The organism is Epibacterium ulvae, from assembly GCF_018678075.1.
In the GTDB taxonomy this organism is placed as follows: domain Bacteria; phylum Pseudomonadota; class Alphaproteobacteria; order Rhodobacterales; family Rhodobacteraceae; genus Epibacterium; species Epibacterium ulvae_A.
In genome coordinates, this window is sequence record NZ_JAHHIR010000017.1 from 1 (window position 1) to 17047 (window position 17047).

Here is a 17047-nt window from a genome sequence, read left to right on the forward strand (position 1 = left end):
TCAGTCCAGGTCCGGGCGCGGCAGCAAGCAACTCCGAAACATCTTCGATACTCAGCACCACCGGCAGATTACGCGGCTGAGTGCGGAACTGCATGTAGCGCTTCATATCTTCACGTCCGCAGGTCTTCCCAAACAGGAACCTCAGCGCCATGATCCGCGCATTATATGTAGGCGGCGTGACCCCAGTATCTGTCATGTGAAGCTGATAGGCACGCAGATCGTCAGGCGTGGCCGTGTCCGGTGACCTCTTCAGCAACCCGGCAAAATCCTTGATCGACCGGATATGGGCCTTTTGCGCTTTATCGCCCATCTCATGGATGCGCATGTCTTCGATCATCCGCTCACGCAGCGGGGTTGTCTTCTCATGTGTCATGGAAACTCTCCTGTCCGTTGATTGAGAAGGCTCAATCGTCAGACAGGTTCGCTAGATCTCAAAATCCACACCGCCAAAGTCAGCGCACAACAACCGCAGCAAGCGCCATTGCCGCGCCAGCGGCTTCGTCCGCTCAGCAGGCATTGGCGCAATTTCAGCTTTGCCTCTGAACTCCAGCGTCCACGGCAACGACCTGTTCAATCTTGCCGCTGCGCCAAGTCTGGATCGTTTGACCATCCGCAGTAACACATGCGCAACGAAACAAGGGCCGCGTGTGGTGTGCGACCCTTGTGTCTGTTTGGTGTGAACGGTTGTCGCTTATGCGACCAAGGTTGCCTCGGTTGCGGTGACCATGTCGTCCATGGAGACGCCGTCGGCCAGTTCAACCACCTTCAGGCCGCCCTCAACAACGTCGAGAACGCCGAGGTTGGTGATGATGCGGTCGACAACGCCCTTGCCGGTCAGCGGCAGGGTGCAGGCTTTCAGCAGCTTGGAGACACCGTGTTTGTTGGTGTGATCCATAACCACAACCACACGGCCCACGCCGGCCACCAGATCCATTGCGCCTCCCATGCCCTTGACCAGCTTGCCGGGGATCATCCAGTTGGCGAGGTCTCCGTTTTCGGCCACTTCCATCGCGCCCAGGATCGCCATGGCGATCTTGCCACCGCGGATCATGGCGAATGACTGCGCCGAGTCGAAATAGGCGGTTTGCGGCAATTCGGTGATGGTTTGCTTGCCTGCGTTGATCAGATCCGCGTCTTCTTCGCCCTCAATGGGGAAAGGGCCCATGCCCAGCATGCCGTTTTCGGACTGCAGGGTCACTTCGACGCCTTCGGGGATGTAGTTGGACACCAGCGTCGGAATGCCGATGCCGAGGTTCACATACCAGCCGTCTTGCAGCTCTTGTGCGGCGCGTGCCGCCATTTGATTACGATCCCAAGGCATTACACGTCCTCCTTTGCACGTACGGTCCGCTGTTCAATGCGCTTTTCATGATCACCTTGAATGATGCGGTGCACATAGATGCCGGGCAGGTGGATCGTATCGGGGTCCAGCGAGCCGGTGGGCACAATCTCTTCAACTTCGGCAATACAGACCTTGCCACAGGTTGCGGCGGGGACGTTGAAATTGCGCGCGGTCTTGCGGAAGACAAGGTTGCCGGTCTCATCCGCTTTCCAGGCTTTGACAATGGAGATATCGGCAAAGATGCCTTCTTCCATAATATAGTCTTCCATGGCGCCGTCGGAGCCGGTGGGGAATTGCTTCTCCATCTTGCCTTCGGCGATCACGGTGCCAACCCCGGTCCGGGTGAAAAAGCCGGGTATGCCCGCACCGCCGGCGCGCATACGTTCGGCCAGCGTGCCCTGCGGATTGAATTCCAGTTCCAGCTCACCAGACAGATACTGACGCATGAACTCAGCATTTTCGCCCACATAGGACGAGATCATCTTTTTCACCTGACGCGTTTGCAGCAGGATGCCGATGCCAAAATCATCCACGCCCGCATTGTTGGAGGCAAATGTCAGATCCTTGGTGCCGGCGTCTTTGATTGCGTCCAGAAGGAGCTCTGGAATGCCGCAAAGGCCAAAGCCACCCGCCGCAATAAACATGCCGTCGTTGAGCAGCCCATCAAGGGCTTCGGCGGCGGTGGAATGCACTTTCTTCATGGAGTCCTCCCGACTACAGAATTTCTGGCCAAGTTGTCGCGCCCAGCGGGGGGTAAAGTCAAGAATACTGAGAGATTCGGGTATTACTACGGATTCACGCTGCGCCGCCGCACAGCTCACGGTTTTAATCATTATTTCGCATGCGTTAACGATTTGGCGGTGATTTTTGTCCAAAATTGGCCAAAAATACGTATTTATACGTAAATTTTGCGAACATAAATTATCAACAAATTAACCATTTGTTACGAATTCGTCCGGACACTGGCATAAGATCCATGGGGGATTAAAATGTCTGACTACGCGATAGATGCGTTCTATCTCGGCAGTGATGCCGAGCTGGACACATACGATGGTAATTGGTCTGTGGCGCAAGCCTTTTCACTAGTCGGCAATACATATGGCAGCGGAGCTGCGCCGCTGCTTCAATCACATGAGACAGTGTTGTTGGAAGATTTCAGCCCGGATGAGGGCTTTTTTTCCGCCAGCACACCACAAGAGCTCCATCCGCTGATTGCGGTGCCTGAACAGGATCCGATGGATGGGGCTTTGGAATACCACGTGACCATTCAAACCGTCGATGCCGAACGCATCCAGGCGCGCATGTATGTTTTGCAGGACGATCTGGGGCGGTTGTTTCTGACGCCCGGCCGCCAGGATGCAGCTGTTGCGGCGCAGGCAGTGCGGTCGGTGACCATTGATCGTCTGGCCCAGGACAAGATGGCCTGGCTGTGTTCCAACCTGGAGGCAAGCAATTTTGTCACCAGCTTTTTGGAAGGCACACAATTGATGTCCGTGGGCGGTGAGGTGCCGGTGGAACAGTTGGAGATCGGCGATCTGGTGCAGACCCTGGATCACGGGCTACAGCCGATTGTCTGGATGGGGTGCCAGCATGTGGTCTCGGGCGCGTCTGAGGCACCGATCCGGATTGGCACCGGTGCTTTGGGGATGGGATGGCCCAAACGGCCGCTCTATGTGTCGCCCCAACACCGGGTTGTCGTGGCGTCCGAGATTGCGCTGCAGATGTTTGATCAGCCACAAGTCCTTGTGCCCGCCAAAAAACTGCTGGGCCTGCCCAATATCAGCCAATGCAGTGTGCACCGCGCCTTGACCTATTGGCATGTTATGACCCGCGCGCATGAGGTTCTGTTTGCCGACAGCGCCTTGGTCGAAAGCTTTCTGCCGGGGCCCATGGCGCTGTCGGCATTGCCGGACCGCAATCGGCGTGACCTTTTTGTGCATCAACCGTCGCTGGTGTTCCAGGACGGCAAGCCCAAGACGGCACGGCGATGTGTTGAGGGGGCCAGGGCTGAGAAATTGGTGGAGCGTCTTTGCCGTGCAAAACAACCAGCGCTGGAGGGGCATTGCCTGACACGCGCCGCGTCAACCGGTGCGTGGAGACGACGCGCGGACACGCGGCGCGCAGCAGCGGTGCGTTGTTATGCCAATGCTGCACCCGCGTTGGTGGACAGTGTGGTACCCCAAGCCACCGTCACGGTCATACCGCCCCGCCAGAATTAAACCGGCGGGGTCGCGCACCCCGGTGCTTTACTCAGCATCCGCCTTTTTGGCGGTGGTTGAGGTCTTTTTGGTGGTGGTTTTCTTCTTTGCAGTGGTCTTTTTGGCCGCCGCTTTCTTTTTCGGAGCCTTCTTGCCAGCTTTCTCGGCAATCAGGGCCACGGCCATTTCAACCGTCACATCTTTGGGTTCGGTGTCTTTGGGCAGGGTCGCGTTGACCTTTTCCCATTTCACATAAGGGCCGTAGCGCCCGTCCATGATCTGGATCGCGCCGCCGCCATCGGGGTGTTCACCCAATTCCTTCAACGCTTTGGCCGCGGCACGGCGTCCACGTCCGGGATTGGCGCGTTTCTCGGCGATCATCTCGGTGGCGCGGTTCATGCCGATCTCAAAGACATCCATGGTCTCTTTGAGGTTCACATAGACGGGTTTTTCCTCATCTGGCAGCTGGTGCATCAGATAGGGGCCAAAACGCCCCAGGTTCGAGGCCACGACGCCGCCATCCGGGTGTTTGCCGATCTCGCGCGGCAGCGTCAGCAGGGTGACCGCCTGTTCCAGCGTGACGTCATTGGGGCCCCAGCCCGGCAGGTAGTCTTTGTTCTGTTTGGGCAAGGAAGACCGCGGCGGTTTCTTGTTCTCGGGCGTGGGCTCACCACGCTGAACATAGGGGCCAAAACGCCCCGATTTCAGGTGGATCTCATCGCCATCATCGGTGCCGAGGATGCGTTCGTACCCTTCGGCGCCTTCGCCAGAAATCGGGCGGGTGTAGTTACATTCGGGATAGTTGCCACAGCCGACAAACCCGCCGGTGCGCGACGATTTGAGGTGCAGCTGACCGGCGCCACATTTCGGGCAAGCACGCGCATCGGTGCCATCTTCGCGCGGCGGATACAGTTGCGGTGCAAGCGCGTCATCCAGCACGTCCAGAACTTGGGAAATGCGCAGATCGGAGGTCTCGGAAATTGCGGCAGAGAAGTCGCGCCAGAACTGACCCAGCACCTCTTTGTAGTCGTGATCGCCGGCCGAGACATCATCGAGCTGATCTTCCAGTTCCGCCGTAAACGTGTAGCCCACATATTTGCGGAAGAAGTTCAGCAAAAAGATCGTAACGATCCGGCCCTTGTCCTCGGGGAACAGGCGGTTCTTGTCCTTGCGGACATAGTCGCGGTCCTGGATCGTGGTGATAACAGAGGCATAGGTCGAGGGGCGGCCAATGCCCAGCTCTTCCATCCGTTTGACCAGCGTCGCCTCGGTATAGCGCGGCGGGGGCATTGTGTGGTGCTGCAGCGCCAGAACAGAGGTGTTGGTTGCCAGAATGGCCGCGTCACTGCCTGCCTTGTCAAAGTCGCCCTGCAGGGAGCCTGCGAATTTGATCGCCTCACCTTGCATGATCTGCGGCAGACGCTTGTCATCATCGTCAGAGACGACGTCATCGCGGCCTTCTTCGTAGACGCGCATAAAGCCGTCAAACAGCATCACCTGACCGGTGGCGCGCAGCACAACCTGCGCATCCGCCGACGCGATATCGACGGTGGTACGTTCCAGTCGCGCACCGGCCATCTGACAGGCCAGCGTCCGTTTCCAGATCAGGTCGTAGAGCTTGCGCTGGTCGTCCTCGGAGACCTTCAGCGAGGCCGCATCGCGGCTCATGTCGGTGGGGCGGATACATTCGTGCGCTTCCTGCGCGTTCTTGGCCTTGTTCTTATAAATACGCGGCTCAGAGGGCACATATTCAGCGCCGTAGCGTTTCGTGATCTCAGCACGGGCCTCGGTCACGGCTTCGGGGGCCATGTCGATACCATCGGTCCGCATATAGGTGATCAGCCCGGCCTCATAAAGGCGCTGCGCGGTATTCATACATTGGCGCGCACCCATGCCGAACTTGCGGCTGGCTTCCTGCTGCAGGGTCGAGGTCATAAACGGCGCCGACGGGTTGCGCGAGGCTGGTTTGGCCTCAACCGAGCGTGCGGTGAAATCACGCGCCTCCACCGCCTGAACCGCCAGCTCTGCTGCGGTGGAATTGGCCAGATCAAATTTATCCAGCTTGTCACCGCCCAGAACCGTCAGGCGGGCCTCGAAGTTTTGACCGCGCGGCGTCGCCATCTGGGCTTTGACAGACCAGTATTCACGTGGGTTGAACGCTTCAATCTCCATCTCGCGCTCAACAATCAAACGCAGGCAGACCGATTGCACCCGACCCGCCGACCGCGCACCGGGCAGTTTGCGCCACAACACAGGCGAGAGGTTGAAGCCAACCAGATAGTCCAGCGCACGCCGTGCCAGATAGGCCTCCACCAGAGGCATGTCGACCTGACGCGGGTTGCGCATCGCCTCGGTCACGGCCTCTTTGGTGATTGCATTAAATGTCACCCGGCTGACGCTGGTGGATTTCTTGATCGACCGGCGTTTGGTCAGCGCTTCCTGCAAGTGCCAGCTGATGGCCTCCCCTTCGCGATCGGGGTCAGTTGCGAGGATCAGTTCGTCATCGTCTTTCAACGCATCGGCGATGGCTTTGACATGCTTGCGGCTATCGGTGCCGATCTCCCATGTCATTGCGAATTCTTCGTCTGGATCTACTGAACCGTTCTTGGCCGGCAAGTCCCGAACATGTCCATAAGATGCCAAGACCGTATAGTCGGAGCCAAGGTATTTGTTGATTGTTTTTGCTTTGGCCGGTGATTCGACGACGACAACTGGCATAAATTAAAGACCTCTTCGGACGTATTCGGCGCGTTCTATGGCCGGGCAAAGTGTGGTGCGCAAGGGCTGAATGTCAATCCGACTGCATCAATTCGTTGCCGCGGTCAATCGTGGTGCAGGCCGAAACGAAGGCTTTTTGGCATGCGAGCGCTGGATGGTGCAGATTTACGCCGACATCGACGCAGACAATGGGCAATCCCTTGGGCATGTTCAGGATTTGTCGAACTTTAGACAGATCAAGCCGCCCGGTTGGCGATCCACATCACCCTTCATTTCAAGCTCGGTTAAGGCGGGTGCGACATCTCGCGCAGGGGCGGCGATTTCGCGAATTAATTGATCTTCGGCCGTGGGGGAGGGGCCCAATCGTTGAAGAATCTCTTGGTGAATCGCAGCCGTTTCGCGCAAATCACGCCGTTCTGGCGGCGGCGGGGGCAGATCTTTTAGCGCAGGCTTGGGCGTGACCACGTGATCGGGCGGCAAAGCCTCCAACACGTCGCGCGCCCCGCGTACCAGTAGCGCCCCGTCGCGGATCAACAGGTTGCAGCCCGATGCACGCGCATCAAAGGGATGACCCGGAACCGCCATCACCTCCCGCCCCAGATCCAACGCATCACGTGCGGTAATCAGACTGCCGGATCGGGTTGCGGCCTCAACCACCACAAGGGCGCGGGCGAGGCCTGCGATAATGCGATTGCGTTTGGGGAAATGGCGCGCCATTGGGGCCAGTCCCATCGGCTGTTCTGACAGGCGCAGACCTTGGTCCGCGATGTCATTTGCCAGTTTGGTGTTGTCAGTCGGGTAAATCACGTCCACGCCGCCGGCCATAACCGCAATGGTGCCGTGTTCCAGCGCGGCCTCATGCGCGGCGGTGTCGATGCCGCGTGCAAGACCGGAAGCAACGACATAGCCCGCCTCGCCAAGGTCGCGCGCCAGGGCGCGTGCCATCCGCAAGCCCAGCGATGACGCATTGCGCGCACCAACCAAGGCCAGCGATGGGCGCTGCAACAGCGACAGATCCCCGATGGCCCACAGGATGGGCGGCGCATCTGGCAGGTCTTTTAAGAGGGCGGGGTAGTCCGGATCTCCAAAGCACAAAAGCCGCGCTTTGGCGGCTTTTGCGGCATTTAATTCGGCGGTCACCTTGCTGGCAGGGCATATTTCATAGCCTTTGACACCAGCATCGCGCGCCATTTTTGGCAACGCTTCCAGCGCATTCTGCGCTGAACCGTATGTGTTAATCAGGCGGTGAAACGTCACCGGACCGACACGCCGTGAGCGCAACAGACGAAGCCAGGAAAATCGGGTATCTTCCGTGGTGGGTGGGAGTGGGGGGTGAGTGGAAGAAATGTTTCCTTCGATCATCCTAGGCTCCGCCCTGTTGCACTATCATGAATACGTTTGGGGAGGTTAACAGCAGGTGAACGTAGATCGCTTTTTCGTTGTTTTTTCTGAAAAAGGGTTTGAATCGAAATTACGCTTGGAAATACGCCATATCCCCTGTGTTTTATGGGGAAAAGCAATCGTTAAAATGCAACAGGGCGACGCTTAATAGGGCGCCGCCCTTCGGTAACGGGTCTGTGGCGTGGTTAATGTAACGCGCTTAGGTGGCAGAACCGCCAACGGTCAAACCATCCATCAAAACGCTGGGCTGGCCGACGCCCACGGGCACCCATTGACCCGCTTTGCCGCAATTGCCCATGCCGGGGTCAAGCGCCATATCATTGCCAAGCGCACGGATCTGTTTGAGCGCGGTCGCCCCGTCACCTATTAACGTGGCACCTTTTACCGGGTCGCCGATGCGGCCGTTTTTCACCCGATACGCCTCGGTACAGCTAAAGACGAATTTGCCATTGGTGATGTCGACCTGACCACCGCCAAACCCAACGGCCCAGATACCGTCTTTCATGTCTTTCACCAGATCATCGGGATCCGCCGTGCCGCCCAGCATATACGTGTTGGTCATCCGCGGCATGGGGGCGTGGGCATAGCTTTGACGGCGGCCATTGCCAGTGGGCTCGACCCCCATCAGGCGGGCGTTCTGCCGGTCCTGCATGAACCCAACCAGGATACCGTCCTCGATCAAGGTGTTCTTCTGGCTGGGCGTGCCCTCGTCATCCACGGTGATCGAGCCGCGCCGATCGGGGATCGTTCCATCGTCCAGAACGGTGACACCGGGGGCGGCAATACGTTCGCCCATCAGACCCGCAAACGCAGACGAGCCTTTGCGGTTGAAGTCGCCTTCCAACCCGTGGCCAATCGCTTCGTGCAGTAAGATGCCGGGCCAGCCGGGGCCAAGCACAACTTCCATGACGCCCGCAGGCGCCGGAACCGCTGTCAGATTCACCAGCGCGATACGCAGCGATTCTTGCACTTTGCCCTGCCAGTCCTGGGGATCAATCAACCCATCTAGACCAACACGGCCACCACCGCCTGCCGAGCCGCTTTCGCGGCGACCGTTTTCTTCGACGATCAGGGAGACATTCAACCGGGTCATCGGGCGCACATCGCGAATGCGCACGCCATCAGGGCGCAGAATCTCAACCTCTTGCAAAGATGCCGCCAGCGCGGCCGTCACCTGAACCACACGCGGGTCCAGATCGCGGGCATATGCATCAATTTCGCGCAACGTCTCCACTTTGACCGGAAAGGGCAGGGCGCTGATCGGATCTGTCTCGGAGTAGAGCCGGGTATTTGTGGCTTGTGGAGCGTCTGCCCAGGTGCCGCCACCATCGCCAACCGCCAGTCGTGCTGTATCTGCAGCACGCTTCAGTGAAGCAACCGACAAATCTGTCGAGTGTGCGTAACCGGCAACATCTTGGTTGATTGCGCGCAGACCAAAGCCTTCTGAGGCGTCGTAATTGGCCGAACGCAGGCGTCCGTCATCAAAAACCAGTGATTCCGATTTACGTCTTTCTGCAAAGATTTCACCATCTTGCGCCCCGTCGAGCGCAGTTTTCAAAACCGCCAGAGCCTCAGTTTCGGGGAGGCTGGTTTCAAAGGGACGAAAGTCGGAATGGTCCATCAGGGTCCTCGGGTTTATTGAAATAAATCAAGAAAAGCGACGGTTTGCCGCGAGCATTTCTCTTTAACTGTGCAAAGGAATATGATTTTGATCGGGATCAAAGACAATAGGTTAGAGGCAGTTTGCGGATTCGGGAGGAATTCTGCTATGACCCGCCTCAACATTAGATGCGATCAAACGATCAGGACAGCGTAATGAAGAATGCTTTGATGCTAGGGGGCCTTTTTTCTGGCCTTTTGACTGTTCCCGCCATGGCTCAGGAGGCTCTGGAGACCGTTGGTAAACCCGTCGATGGCGGGCTCGGGTTCCAGCCACCTGCCACTGAATTGGCAGAGGGGCTTCAGAAACTTGATGCGATGATTTTGATCATCATCACAATCGTCTGCGTTTTTGTGGCCGGACTTCTGGTCTGGGCCATCGTGCGCTTTAACCGCAAGGCCAACCCAACCCCGGCGAACTTTAGCCACCATACACCGGTTGAAATCGCCTGGACCGTGATCCCGATCATCATCCTGGTGTTTATCGGCTCCTTCAGCTTGCCGGAACTGTTCCGCCAGCAGGTGATCCCAAAGGCTGACCTGACCATCAAGGTCACCGGCTACCAGTGGTACTGGGGGTATGAATATGTGGACCACGAGTTCGAATTCGAAAGCTTCATGCTGGCGAAGGAAGAGCTGGAAGAGAACGGGTATGCGCCGGATGAATATTTGCTGGCCACCGACACCGCCGTTGTTGTTCCCGTGAACAAGACTGTTGTGATGCAGATCACCGGCGCGGACGTGATCCACTCCTGGACCATCCCGGCGTTTGGCGTAAAGCAGGACGCGGTGCCCGGTCGTCTGGCCGAACTGTGGTTCAAGGCTGAGCGTGAAGGCATCTACTTTGGCCAGTGTTCCGAACTTTGCGGTAAGGACCACGCCTATATGCCGATCACCGTCAAAGTGGTCAGCGAAGAAGCCTATGACGCCTGGCTGAATGGTGCGATCGACGAATACGCGGGCCTGCCCCAGACGTATGAGGTCGCAGCCAAGTAAGCCGGTTGGCTGAACCGCACAGAGCGTCGCCCTCAAACGGGAGCGGCGCCAGACGGAGCAACATATGCAGGGCCGCCACCGGCCCTGTTGTGTAGACGAAAGACCCGAGGACTATGACAGACGCAAGCCTTCACGCCAGCACCGTGTATGAGGACGAGGCCAGCTTTGGTGATTATTTCGCCCTGCTGAAGCCACGTGTGATGTCGCTGGTGGTGTTCACGGCCCTTGTGGGTCTGTTGGCAGCGCCGGTTTCGGTGCATCCCGTAGTCGGCTTCTGCGCGATCCTTTTTATTGCCATTGGCGGCGGCGCGTCCGGCGCGCTGAACATGTGGTGGGATGCGGATATCGACCGCATCATGAAACGCACCAAAAAGCGCCCGATCCCCGCAGGTAAGATCACAGCCCCCGAAGCGATGACATTCGGCATCGCCCTGTCGGGCCTGTCGGTCATTATGCTGGCGCTGGCGACCAATATCTTTGCCGGGGCCTTTCTGGCCTTCACCATTTTCTTCTACGTGGTGATCTATACCATGTGGCTGAAACGTTCGACGCCGCAAAACATCGTCATTGGCGGCGCGGCTGGGGCCTTTCCTCCGGTCATCGGCTGGATCGCTGCGACCGGATCCATGTCGCTGGAGCCTTGGTTGATGTTCGCCCTGACCTTTATGTGGACCCCGCCGCATTTCTGGGCGCTGGCGCTGTTTATGCGCAACGACTACGACGACGCGGGCGTGCCGATGTTGACCGTGACCCATGGTCGCCGCACCACTCGCCTGCATATCCTGGCCTACACGGTGCTGCTGGCGGTGCTGGCGATTGGCACCGGCTTCACCAGCATCGGTGGTCCGATCTATATGGCCGTGGCGGTTGTCCTGAACGCATTGTTCCTGCTGGGCGCCTTGCGGATTTCCCGCCGGGACGAGATCGCCAGCGAAGCGGATAATTTCAAGGTTGAGCGCAGCTTCTTCAAACTTTCGCTGCTATATCTCTTCCTGCATTTCGGCGCGATTCTTGCGGAAACGCTTCTGAAACCCTTCGGTCTGGGAGGCTGGTAAGCCAATGGCACTGAACAAAGAACATGAGCTGCACAGCCGTCGCAAAGGGCGCAATATCGGTCTTGGGCTGGTCTTGGGCGGATTTGTCGTGCTGGTTCTGGCCCTGACCATGGTCAAAGTGACCTCCAACGGGTTCAATTTCCCCTCCGAGCTGTCGCAGGGGACCAACTGATGGCCGCAAGCGCGCAACAAAAAACCGTTCTGCAACTGGTTGGTGTTGTGTGTCTGATGGGCGGGCTGGCCTGGGCGTCGGTGCCGTTTTACGACTGGTTCTGCCGGGTGACCGGCTTTGGCGGCGTCACAGGCGTGGCCGAGGCGGGATCCGACACCATTCTTGACCAAAAAATCACGGTGCGGTTTGACGCCTCCAAAGAGCGCGGCATGCCGTGGGAGTTCAAACCCGTCGCCCGTGAGATGGAGCTGAAGATCGGCGAAACCGGTCTGGCCTTCTATGAAGCATACAACCCCACCGACCGGCCCATCGCGGGCATGGCGTCGTTCAATGTGACGCCCTATTCGGCCGGTGGATATTTCGACAAGATTGCTTGCTTTTGTTTTGAAGAGCAGGTCTTGCAACCAGGGGAGCGGGTGCAAATGCCCGTAACCTTCTTTGTGGATCCCGAAATCGTCGAGGATCCGGACGCGAAATACGTGCATACGATTACATTATCGTACACGTTCTATGAGAGCGATCTGCCCGAAGGGTACGCGGCTCTGGAGGTCGGCGCAGATGAAAACAAGAACTCGGTCGCTAGGTGAGGGACACTTAAATGGCGCACGCTAAAAATCACGATTATCATATTCTACCACCGTCCATCTGGCCCCTCGTGGCTTCGGTCGGTGCGTTCATCATGCTGTTTGGCGCGGTGCTTTGGATGCAGGGCATCACATCGGCGGCCTTCTGGGTCGGCTTTGCGATGGTTTTGTACACCATGTACGGCTGGTGGCGCGAAGTGGTGATAGAATCCCGTCAGGGTGACCACACCACGGTTGTCCGCATCGGTCTACGCTATGGCTTCATCCTTTTTGTGATGTCCGAAGTCATGTTCTTTGTCGCCTGGTTCTGGTCGTTCTTCAAACATGCGATCTACCCGATGGAAAGCTACGTCGGTGCCGAATATATCGCGCCGAACATCCACGCGGTTGACCCGTTCCACCTGCCGCTGATCAACACGCTGGTCCTGCTGCTGTCGGGCTGTGCTGTCACCTGGGCGCACCACGCGCTGGTGCACAACAACGACCGCAAGTCGCTGATCCAGGGTCTGTCGATCGGTATCGCATTGGGTGTCTTCTTTACGTTCCTGCAAGGCTATGAATACGCCGAACTGATCCTGCACGAAGGTTGGGAATTTGGCGGCGATGAGTTCTACTCGAACTTCTTCATGGCCACCGGTTTCCACGGCTTCCACGTGCTGATCGGGACCGCCTTCCTGACGGTCTGTCTGATCCGGGCGATGAAGGGGGATTTCACCCCGGAACAGCACGTCGGTTTCGAGGCCGCAGCCTGGTACTGGCACTTTGTTGATGTGGTCTGGCTCTTCCTGTTTGTGGCCGTCTACATCTGGGGCACCTCGGGCCTCTAAGCTCGGGCCGCCACACGAAGTGTAACGAATACATCTTTGTGGTTTTCAATGCCGCAAAGGCCAATTATCTACCAAAGGCGCGTGGGGCACAGACCTTGCGCGCCTTTGCCGTGGGAAAGATGACAACAATGCGAGCGTTTTGGTTTCTGGCCATTGTGGGCGTCTTGGGATGCGCAATCCTGCTGAGCCTCGGCACGTGGCAGCTCAAACGGCTGAATTGGAAAACTGCCATTCTGGCCGAGATTGACGCCAATATCGCAGCTGCCCCGATCCCGCTTCCAGACCAGATCGACCCACAACAGGATAAGTACCGCGCCGTGACCGCGACAGGCACCTTGCTGCCGGGAGAGATCCACGTCTGGACCACCTTCAAAGCGCAGGGGGCAGGCTACCGTGTCATCGCCCCGTTTGAGACAGACACACAGGGTCGCATTCTGGTGGATCGTGGCTTTGTGCCAACCGCGCGCAAACAGGACCCGCGCCCCTTGGGCGAGACGAGGCTGGTTGGAAACCTACATTGGCCCGACGAAAGCAGCAGCTTTACCCCGGATCCCGACCGAACGGGAAATGTCTGGTATGCGCGCGATGTTGATGTTCTGGCCTCGGAACTGGACACCCGGCCCGTGCTGCTGGTGCTGCGCGAAAAGCCGCAGGACAACGCCGCGCCGACGCCGATGCCGATCACAACCGCTGGCATTCCCAACAACCATTTGCAATATACCATCACCTGGTTTTCCTTGGCGGCGATCTGGGGCGGGATGACCGCCTATTTCCTGCGTCGCACTGGCACCCAACCTAAAGGTTCGAACTGATGAAATATATCTCAACCCGCGGACAAGCGCCCGAGCTGACCTTTGAAGAAGCGATGCTGACCGGCCTCGCACGCGACGGCGGCCTTTATGTTCCGGCCGAGATCCCATTGATGAGCGCCGATGACATCGCCGCGCTCTCTGGCTTGCCCTACGAAGAGGTCGCGTATCGCGTCATGCGTCCCTTTTTGGGCGACAGCTTCACCGATCAGGAGTTTCGCGACATCATTGCCCGCGCCTATGCGGGCTTTGGCCATGTGGCCCGCGCACCGCTGAAACAGCTGGAGCCCAACCACTTCCTGCTGGAGCTGTTCCACGGCCCCACATTGGCGTTCAAAGATTTCGCCATGCAGCTGATCGGCCAATTGTTCGAAGTCGCTCTGAAACGTCGCGGCGACAGCGTGACCATCGTGGGTGCGACCTCAGGCGACACCGGTTCTGCCGCGATGGAGGCTTTTGCAGGGCTTGAGGCGGTGAACGTCTTTATCATGTACCCCCATGGTCGCGTGTCTGAAGTGCAGCGCCGTCAGATGACCACACCAACCGCGGCCAATGTGCACGCGCTGGCAGTGGATGGTGACTTTGACGATTGCCAGGCGCGTCTCAAGGACATGTTCAACGATTTTGACTTCCGCGACGGGGTCAAACTGGCTGGCGTGAACTCGATCAACTTTGCCCGTGTTCTGGCGCAGGTGGTCTATTACTTCACCGCAGCTGCCTCGCTGGGCGCACCCTATCGCAAGGTCTCCTTCACCGTGCCGACCGGCAATTTTGGCGACATCTTTGCGGGCTTCATCGCCAAACAGATGGGCCTGCCGATTGACCAGCTGGTGGTGGCGACCAACCAGAACGACATCCTGCACCGCTGCCTGTCCGGCAAGGGCTACTACACAGGGGAGACCATCCCCTCGATCTCACCCTCGATGGACATTCAGGTCTCTTCCAACTTTGAACGTGCGCTGTTTTATGCCTATGGGCAGGATGGCAAAGCCGTCGCGCAGCTGATGGATGAGCTGAAAGAGGGCGGTTTCGACGTCAGCCAGGGGGCGATGCAGTTACTGGCCGATACTTTCGTGTCCGGTCGCGCCTCGGAAGAGGAGACATTGGCGACGATCAAGGCGGAATATGCCGCCTCGGGCGAATTGCTGTGCCCCCATGGCGCGGTTGGCGTGAAAGTTGCGCAAGAACACCGCAAAGCGGACGTGCCGATGATCACATTGGCAACAGCCCACCCGGCAAAATTCCCCGCTGCGGTCGAGAAAGCCAGCGACGTGCATCCGCCTCTTCCCACGCGCATGTCTGATCTATATGAAAGATCGGAACGTTTGACCCGCATCGCAAATGATCTGGGTGTACTTGAAGATCATATCAGAAAGACAATCGCCCAGTGACCAGCCCAGTAACGGTGCAACAACACGAACTCGCCAATGGTTTTCGGATCGTAACAGAACATATGCCGGGGCTGCAGTCCGCAGCCATCGGCGTCTGGGTCGGTGCCGGTGCCCGCAATGAACGTCTGGAACAGAACGGCATTGCGCATTTTCTGGAGCATATGGCGTTCAAAGGCACCGCAACGCGCAGCGCGCTGCAAATTGCCGAGTCGATCGAAGACGTGGGCGGCTATATCAACGCCTATACCAGCCGCGAAGTCACCGCCTATTACGCGCGGGTTCTCAAGGACGATACCAATCTGGCGATGGAAGTGATCGCGGATATCCTGCAGAACTCCACCCTTGATTCACATGAAATCGAGGTGGAGCGGAACGTGATTCTGCAGGAAATCGGCCAATCGCTGGATACGCCCGATGATGTGATCTTTGACTGGCTGCAAGAGCAATGCTACCCCGGCCAGCCCATTGGACGCACCATCCTCGGCCCTGCAGAGCGTGTGCGTGCCTTTGGCCGCGAGGATCTGCAGAATTTTATCGGCGAACACTATGGCCCGTCCCAGATGATCCTGTCCGCCGCCGGCGGTGTGGACCACGATGAGATCGTGAAGCTTGCTGAACAACTGTTTGGACATATGACGCCAAAATCAGACCTGCAAAGCGACGCCGCACTGTTTCATGGGGGCGAGATCCGCAATACCAAATCGCTGGAACAGGCCCATTTCGCGCTGGCGCTGGAAAGCCCGGGCTACCGCGATGATGCGATCTATACCGCGCAGATCTACGCCAGTGCCATGGGCGGCGGCATGTCGAGCCGCCTGTTCCAGGAAATCCGCGAAAACCGGGGCCTGTGTTATTCGATCTTTGCGCAGGCAGGCTCTTATGCCGACACCGGCGCGCTGACGATTTATGCGGGCACATCGGGTGATCAGGTGGGGGAGCTGGCGCAGGTCACCATTGATGAGCTGAAACGCGCAACCCATGATCTGAGCGATCAGGAAATTGCCCGCGCCCGTGCGCAGATGAAAGCTGGGATGTTGATGGGGCTCGAAAGCCCGTCCAACCGTGCCGAACGTCTGGCCCGTCTGGTGCAGATCTGGGGCCGCGTTCCGTCATTGGAGCAAACCATTGCCAAGATCGACGCCGTGACCACGGCGGATGTGCGCAAGCTTGCCGAAACCTATGCGGTGCAGGCCCCAGCGGCGCTGGCGCTATATGGTCCGGTTGAGACTGCGCCGACCTTGGAGGCATTGCAGGAGAGGCGCGCTGCCTGATGCTGTTGTCGCGTCGCAAGGTCCGTCTTGAAACCGAACGTCTGACGTTGCGGCTGCCGACCCATTCCGATTTCCGCGAATGGTCGGCGCTGCGGCAACACAGTCGTGATCATCTGGTCCCGTGGGAGCCAACCTGGGCCAAGGACCACCTGGGGCGCAAATCGTTTACCAACCGGGTCTATTGGGCGCAGCGTTCAGTCAATTCCGGCACGGCGATGCCGCTGTTTATCTTCCGGCGCACTGACGAGTGTCTGCTGGGCGCGCTGACGCTCGACAATATCCGCCGGGGGCCTGCACAGGCCGGGACGTTGGGCTATTGGATGGGGCTGCCCTTTGCGCGCCAGGGCTATATGCGCGAAGCGATCAACGCGATGGTCCATCATGCGTTCACCCAGGTGAATCTGTCCCGGATCGAGGCCGCCTGCCTGCCGGAAAACGCCGCCTCGCGTGGGTTGCTGGAAAGCTCGGGCTTCAAATATGAGGGCGTCGCGCAATCCTACCTGCAGATCAACGGGCGCTGGCGCACCCATGTGCTCTATGCCGCCTTGCGCCATGATCGGCGCGGGCGTACCACTTCGGGACAGGTCTGACCCGTATTCAGACCCAAGCTGAGATACGCAATCC

General features: G+C 58.3%; 16 protein-coding genes. 10 read left to right on the forward strand and 6 right to left on the reverse strand.

The features are described from left to right. The 3 genes from KMP13_RS04115 to KMP13_RS04125 form a co-directional block, all read right to left on the reverse strand. Nucleotides 1–373: phage integrase N-terminal SAM-like domain-containing protein (locus KMP13_RS04115; protein WP_215264292.1), on the reverse strand; the 373-nt coding region annotated here is incomplete at its 3' end. 318 nt (nucleotides 374–691) lie between these two features. Then, a complete protein-coding gene (locus tag KMP13_RS04120) occupies nucleotides 692–1321 on the reverse strand; it encodes a 3-oxoacid CoA-transferase subunit B (RefSeq protein ID WP_215264293.1) in 630 nt (209 codons plus the stop codon). Beyond that, a complete protein-coding gene (locus KMP13_RS04125) occupies nucleotides 1321–2043 on the reverse strand; it encodes a CoA transferase subunit A (protein ID WP_215264294.1) in 723 nt (240 codons plus the stop codon). Before KMP13_RS04125 ends, KMP13_RS04120 begins: the two co-directional genes overlap by 1 nt. A gap of 288 nt (nucleotides 2044–2331) precedes the next feature. On the opposite strand from KMP13_RS04125, the gene KMP13_RS04130 reads away from it, so the two are divergent. Beyond that, nucleotides 2332–3561, forward strand: a complete 1230-nt coding sequence (locus tag KMP13_RS04130) for a Hint domain-containing protein (RefSeq protein WP_215264295.1) — start codon at nucleotides 2332–2334, stop codon at nucleotides 3559–3561. A 27-nt stretch (nucleotides 3562–3588) separates the two neighbouring features. On the opposite strand, the gene topA is transcribed toward KMP13_RS04130, so the two are convergent. From topA to tldD, 3 genes are all read right to left on the reverse strand, one after another. Further along, nucleotides 3589–6258, reverse strand: a complete 2670-nt coding sequence (topA, locus tag KMP13_RS04135; RefSeq protein WP_215264296.1) for a type I DNA topoisomerase — start codon at nucleotides 6256–6258, stop codon at nucleotides 3589–3591. A 210-nt stretch (nucleotides 6259–6468) separates the two neighbouring features. Further along, on the reverse strand, nucleotides 6469–7620 hold the full coding sequence (dprA, locus tag KMP13_RS04140; RefSeq protein WP_215264297.1) for a DNA-processing protein DprA: 1152 nt from the start codon (nucleotides 7618–7620) through the stop codon (nucleotides 6469–6471). A gap of 238 nt (nucleotides 7621–7858) precedes the next feature. Continuing rightward, a complete protein-coding gene (gene tldD / locus KMP13_RS04145; RefSeq protein WP_215264298.1) occupies nucleotides 7859–9280 on the reverse strand; it encodes a metalloprotease TldD in 1422 nt (473 codons plus the stop codon). Between the two features lie 194 nt (nucleotides 9281–9474). Between tldD and coxB the strand changes: the two genes are divergently transcribed. The 9 genes from coxB to KMP13_RS04190 all read left to right on the forward strand — a co-directional run bounded on the left by coxB (nucleotide 9475) and on the right by KMP13_RS04190 (nucleotide 17013). Beyond that, nucleotides 9475–10314, forward strand: coding sequence for a cytochrome c oxidase subunit II (coxB, locus tag KMP13_RS04150; protein WP_215264299.1), 840 nt, complete (start codon nucleotides 9475–9477; stop codon nucleotides 10312–10314). 113 nt (nucleotides 10315–10427) lie between these two features. Then, the gene (gene cyoE, locus KMP13_RS04155) at nucleotides 10428–11369 is read left to right on the forward strand and encodes a heme o synthase (protein WP_215264300.1); all 942 of its coding nucleotides are present in this window, start codon (nucleotides 10428–10430) and stop codon (nucleotides 11367–11369) included. Between the two features lie 4 nt (nucleotides 11370–11373). After that, nucleotides 11374–11541, forward strand: coding sequence for a cytochrome C oxidase assembly protein (locus tag KMP13_RS04160; protein WP_215264301.1), 168 nt, complete (start codon nucleotides 11374–11376; stop codon nucleotides 11539–11541). Beyond that, entirely contained in the window at nucleotides 11541–12128 is a 588-nt protein-coding gene (locus KMP13_RS04165; RefSeq protein WP_215264302.1) for a cytochrome c oxidase assembly protein, read from the forward strand. The genes KMP13_RS04160 and KMP13_RS04165 overlap by 1 nt, the downstream gene beginning before the upstream one ends. 11 nt (nucleotides 12129–12139) lie before the next feature. Then, nucleotides 12140–12952: a cytochrome c oxidase subunit 3 gene (locus KMP13_RS04170; protein WP_215264303.1), complete on the forward strand. Its 813-nt coding sequence runs from the start codon at nucleotides 12140–12142 to the stop codon at nucleotides 12950–12952. 128 nt (nucleotides 12953–13080) lie between these two features. Then, the gene (locus KMP13_RS04175) at nucleotides 13081–13764 is read left to right on the forward strand and encodes an SURF1 family protein (protein ID WP_215264304.1); all 684 of its coding nucleotides are present in this window, start codon (nucleotides 13081–13083) and stop codon (nucleotides 13762–13764) included. Continuing rightward, the gene (gene thrC, locus KMP13_RS04180) at nucleotides 13764–15152 is read left to right on the forward strand and encodes a threonine synthase (RefSeq protein WP_215264305.1); all 1389 of its coding nucleotides are present in this window, start codon (nucleotides 13764–13766) and stop codon (nucleotides 15150–15152) included. The genes KMP13_RS04175 and thrC overlap by 1 nt, the downstream gene beginning before the upstream one ends. After that, a complete protein-coding gene (locus tag KMP13_RS04185) occupies nucleotides 15149–16423 on the forward strand; it encodes a M16 family metallopeptidase (RefSeq protein ID WP_353055679.1) in 1275 nt (424 codons plus the stop codon). The genes thrC and KMP13_RS04185 overlap by 4 nt, the downstream gene beginning before the upstream one ends. Next, the gene (locus tag KMP13_RS04190; protein ID WP_215264306.1) at nucleotides 16423–17013 is read left to right on the forward strand and encodes a GNAT family N-acetyltransferase; all 591 of its coding nucleotides are present in this window, start codon (nucleotides 16423–16425) and stop codon (nucleotides 17011–17013) included. The genes KMP13_RS04185 and KMP13_RS04190 overlap by 1 nt, the downstream gene beginning before the upstream one ends. The last annotated feature ends 34 nt before the right edge of the window (nucleotides 17014–17047 follow it).

What these genes read in the sequence shown, in the direction of transcription:
- KMP13_RS04120 (WP_215264293.1), bottom strand. Translation starts at nt 1,321, where the DNA reads ATGCCTTGGGATCGTAATCAAATGGCGGCACGCGCCGCACAAGAGCTG.
- KMP13_RS04125 (WP_215264294.1), bottom strand. Translation starts at nt 2,043, where the DNA reads ATGAAGAAAGTGCATTCCACCGCCGCCGAAGCCCTTGATGGGCTGCTC.
- KMP13_RS04130 (WP_215264295.1), top strand. Translation starts at nt 2,332, where the DNA reads ATGTCTGACTACGCGATAGATGCGTTCTATCTCGGCAGTGATGCCGAG.
- topA (WP_215264296.1), bottom strand. Translation starts at nt 6,258, where the DNA reads ATGCCAGTTGTCGTCGTCGAATCACCGGCCAAAGCAAAAACAATCAAC.
- dprA (WP_215264297.1), bottom strand. Translation starts at nt 7,620, where the DNA reads ATGATCGAAGGAAACATTTCTTCCACTCACCCCCCACTCCCACCCACC.
- tldD (WP_215264298.1), bottom strand. Translation starts at nt 9,280, where the DNA reads ATGGACCATTCCGACTTTCGTCCCTTTGAAACCAGCCTCCCCGAAACT.
- coxB (WP_215264299.1), top strand. Translation starts at nt 9,475, where the DNA reads ATGAAGAATGCTTTGATGCTAGGGGGCCTTTTTTCTGGCCTTTTGACT.
- cyoE (WP_215264300.1), top strand. Translation starts at nt 10,428, where the DNA reads ATGACAGACGCAAGCCTTCACGCCAGCACCGTGTATGAGGACGAGGCC.
- KMP13_RS04160 (WP_215264301.1), top strand. Translation starts at nt 11,374, where the DNA reads ATGGCACTGAACAAAGAACATGAGCTGCACAGCCGTCGCAAAGGGCGC.
- KMP13_RS04165 (WP_215264302.1), top strand. Translation starts at nt 11,541, where the DNA reads ATGGCCGCAAGCGCGCAACAAAAAACCGTTCTGCAACTGGTTGGTGTT.
- KMP13_RS04170 (WP_215264303.1), top strand. Translation starts at nt 12,140, where the DNA reads ATGGCGCACGCTAAAAATCACGATTATCATATTCTACCACCGTCCATC.
- KMP13_RS04175 (WP_215264304.1), top strand. Translation starts at nt 13,081, where the DNA reads ATGCGAGCGTTTTGGTTTCTGGCCATTGTGGGCGTCTTGGGATGCGCA.
- thrC (WP_215264305.1), top strand. Translation starts at nt 13,764, where the DNA reads ATGAAATATATCTCAACCCGCGGACAAGCGCCCGAGCTGACCTTTGAA.
- KMP13_RS04190 (WP_215264306.1), top strand. Translation starts at nt 16,423, where the DNA reads ATGCTGTTGTCGCGTCGCAAGGTCCGTCTTGAAACCGAACGTCTGACG.